The organism is Oleiphilus sp. HI0123, from assembly GCF_001635315.1.
The window spans coordinates 1-3,826 of sequence record NZ_LWGE01001266.1; the positions used below are offsets into that span (position 1 = coordinate 1).

Genomic DNA, 3,826 nt, shown 5'->3' on the forward strand with positions numbered 1-3,826 from the left:
TAGAGTCGTTCTAACTGTGCGCGTGTAAGTCAGCATTAAGTTTTAGATACTTGTGTTTCCAGCACGGCTTGATTGGTAAGGATAGAAGAACATGTTTTTAACTATGAATACTCATCTTTCAATATCTCAATAAATACGCCAGCAATACTTGGGTCAAACTGCGTCCCTGAGCAGCGCTTAATTTCAGCAATAGCTTCTAAGCGGCTACAACCCTTTCTATAAGGTCTATCAGCGGTCATCGCATCGTATGTATCTGCGAGCGCTGCAATACGGGCGAGAATCGGAATATCTTCGCCCTTTAATCCATCTGGGTAGCCTGTTCCATCATATTTTTCATGATGACTTCTTACTATAGGTAGAATCGCTTTAAACTTATGGATTGGTTTAAGAATAAGCTCCCCCTTTACTGGATGTTGACGAATGATTTCAAGTTCACTATCCGTAAGTGGCTCAGCCTTGTTTAGAATCTGCTCATAGGTACCGATTTTCCCAATATCATGGAGAATGCAGCCCACCTTGAGAAGGTTTAATGATTCGGAATCAAGTGATAATTTCCGTCCAATACGTAATGCCAGAGCTGTCATGCGCTCCGAATGCCCCTTAGTCCAGTGAGACTTAGCATCAATTGCAGAACTCAAGGCAGAGGTTGTATCCAAAAACATTGAATGCAAAGACACATAGTTTTCTGCATTTTCGATCGCTATAACAGACTGGTTGATTAGCGTCTGGCAGAGGGCGATTTTTTCTTGAGAAAAAGGTTCCCGGTCCCACACTCTTGACTCACCCAAAATAATAGCACCCTCTGAGCGTCCTTTAATAACTAAGGGAAAGATTAAACCGGAATGTGTTTCAGAAGTGAAAATTTGTTCCAACTCAACTTTATGTCTCCGATCAAACATTTCTGTATTAGAAACTGATACGTATCGTCCAGTGTCAAAAGCCTTCTGTAAGTCAGGACAATATTTTACGTCTAACTCGTTTCCAATGCCAGGCTCCCAATCTAGCATCCTGATGGGATAGGCTGCGCGAATTACAGGGCCTGCATGCTCACTATCTTTTAGAGCAATACGGCAATAGGTTACTTTCAGTGTACTTGTTAGTTTCTGCGCCATAAGCTTTAGCAACTGCTCAATATCTAACTCGGACGAGAGTTCAGCGCTTGCCAATAAAAGTATCTCAAGGTCTAAAGAACGTTCCTTTAGCTGAATACTGTGTCTATCCAGTTGGTCTTTGAGGCTTAGGTGTTGATGGGAAAGCTGTTCAGCCATGCTGTTGAAACTGTCAGCAAGTTCCTCCAATTCGTCCCCGGTATCTAAATTGACTCGATAATCCCATTCTGAGCTTTTAAGCCTCTGAGTCGCCTTAACCAGGTCGTTAATGGGACGTGTAATCGAACGAACTAGCTGGAAGCTAAAAAAGACAAGGAAAAAGACGAGAAGCGTGCCGCTAATGACAACGCTTTTTTGTGCGCCATAACGCATCTCAGATGCTTCATGAAAAGCTTTTTCTAATTCATGGTCAAGAAAAATATGAATCTGGTCTAGCTGTGTGGTGATTTTCTGGCCTAATGCATCGAACTCACTCAACAAGCTGTTTTTCCCGCTAGTTTCGGTAGAACCCGCTAAAACTAATAGGTTCGAGCTCAGGCTAGATAAGCGAGCAATGTCACTTCTAACTCGTTTCAACAGAAATTGTTCTTTTTCAGCTAATATGGGTTTATGCTCAATTGTTTCCAAGAGAGCGTTTAGCTCGTCAATAAGATTACTGAACTGTGAACCTTCTTTTTTGACTCGAATAGAAGCCCGTTGTTCGGCTAATAGGGATACAAACACAGTTTGTGCTTGATCGACTATTCCAGTATGGCTAATAATTTTGTCTACCAACAAAAACTTCTTATCTATCCTAGATTGCTCAAATAAAACGTAGGCTAGTGTCGCGGAAATTAATACCAGACACACAACAACGGCTATAATAATCCGGCTTCGAATATTTGTTTTCAATAAACTCGTCCTAATAATTCAGAAAGAAGGTAAAAAGATCTATTTTCCAGTAAGAAATGATTTGGCATGATACCGACATTTGCACATTAGCTTTTTATTTGCCAACCTTCAGAGGCCGCACTGGGGTCGTCTTTAAGGCGGATTTTCACTTGGACATTATGTTTCGAATCTGCGTTGTTAATAGCTTCTTCCGCTGAGATTTTCCCTTCTTTATAGAGTTTAATTAGAGATTCATCGAAAGTAACAACATTTTGATCCATGTCTCTCTCAAATGCTTCAGTTAACTCTCCAATTTTTCCTTTCTGAATCAACTCACCAAAGTAAGGAGAATTTCGCAATATTTCTAATGCTGGAGTTAATGAACCATCCTTACTTTTTACAAGTCGCTGGCAAACAACAGAATGAAGGTTTCTTGATAGATCAATCAATATTTGTCCCCGGTCATCTGGAGGGAAAAAGTTAATAACTCGATCCAATGTTTCAACGGCATTGCTGGCATGAATAGTGGCTAAACATAAATGACCTGTTTCAGAATATACGATCGCCTGTTTCATTGTGTCGGTATCTCTTATCTCCCCAATCATGATTACATCTGGAGCTTCACGCATTGCACTTTTCAAAGCATCTGAATAACTCTTGGCATCGATCGAGATTTCCCGTTGATTAACAATTGATTTTTTGTAAGAGAATAAGTATTCAATTGGGTCTTCTATAGTCAGAATATGTCCTGTTGAATGCTTGTTTCGAAAATCGATCATTGCTGCTAGCGTTGAAGATTTACCTGAGCCGGTGGCGCCAGCAACCAGAACCAGCCCGCGTTTCTCAAACATAAACTCACCCAGATCTTCTGGTAACCTTAGCTCTTCTAGAGTTGGCGGTGAGGTTTTAATACAACGAATCACCATCGCAACAGAACCGCGTTGCCTAAAAACACTCAGGCGAAATCGCCCCAAGTTAGGAACGGAAATACCAACGCTAGTGCTCAGATTCTCATCAAAATTCTTAATTTGCTGATCATTCATCAGAGAATAAGCAAGCTCTTTGGTTTGGGCTGATGTTAAAGCCGTGTCTTTATTAATCGCACTACAAACACCTTGTATTTTTACTAAGACAGGAAAGCCCGCGCTAAAAAACAAATCCGAGGCTTGCTTTTTAATCATGTACTGTAAGTACTGCGAGATATTGGTCATTAGTCAGCCTTAGCTTTATTTTTGAACATTATTTAGTGATTGATATAATTATAGGTGAGATTAGGTTTGGTTAAATTTATATAGACAGAATTAAGTATAGCTATTTATTTTTGTAATGCTTAAATGGATCAGTACAAGGAATTATTTGCTAATTCAATACGTTAATTGTCCGGTTTAGAACATGAAAGGATATTAAATATGCCTATCGTTTATACAATCACCTTGTTATGTATCTTCTTAGTTGGGTGTGGCAATGACCAGCACAACCACCCAGACCTAGCGTCAGGAAAAGACCTATTCGAACACCATTGCTCTGAGTGTCATAACTCAACAGGCTTAGGAAAATTTCTAAGGGCTGTTCCGCCTAATAAGGGCACTAAACTAAGTGCTTGGCAGGTATCTCATAAAGTTAGGGTGGGAAGTGATGCTAGTAAGATGACGACTTTCGAGAATATGAGTGTAGAAGAGTCAATGAAGATCTCCGCATACTTAAAAGGTCTGTAGCCAGATATATCGAGACCTAAAAAGGTCTTTAGGTGGTTGCGAGCATTGAACTATTGCTCAAACTGACTGTTTTGTCCTTATCTAAGCAAGCTCGTTGAGCGTCTTAAGTGCTGAGCAATGAGACCCAAACAA

General features: G+C 40.3%; 3 protein-coding genes. 1 reads left to right on the forward strand and 2 read right to left on the reverse strand.

All coding sequences use genetic code 11. From position 1 onward, the window contains the following. Positions 1 to 101 precede the first annotated feature (101 nt). Both A3761_RS14970 and A3761_RS14975 read right to left on the reverse strand, forming a co-directional pair. On the reverse strand, positions 102 to 2,000 hold the full coding sequence (locus A3761_RS14970; protein ID WP_068641758.1) for an HD domain-containing phosphohydrolase: 1,899 nt from the start codon (positions 1,998 to 2,000) through the stop codon (positions 102 to 104). A gap of 86 nt (positions 2,001 to 2,086) precedes the next feature. Then, positions 2,087 to 3,190, reverse strand: coding sequence for a PilT/PilU family type 4a pilus ATPase (locus tag A3761_RS14975; RefSeq protein ID WP_068510380.1), 1,104 nt, complete (start codon positions 3,188 to 3,190; stop codon positions 2,087 to 2,089). A gap of 198 nt (positions 3,191 to 3,388) precedes the next feature. Between A3761_RS14975 and A3761_RS14980 the strand changes: the two genes are divergently transcribed. Then, positions 3,389 to 3,694, forward strand: coding sequence for a cytochrome c (locus A3761_RS14980; protein ID WP_068509251.1), 306 nt, complete (start codon positions 3,389 to 3,391; stop codon positions 3,692 to 3,694). The last annotated feature ends 132 nt before the right edge of the window (positions 3,695 to 3,826 follow it).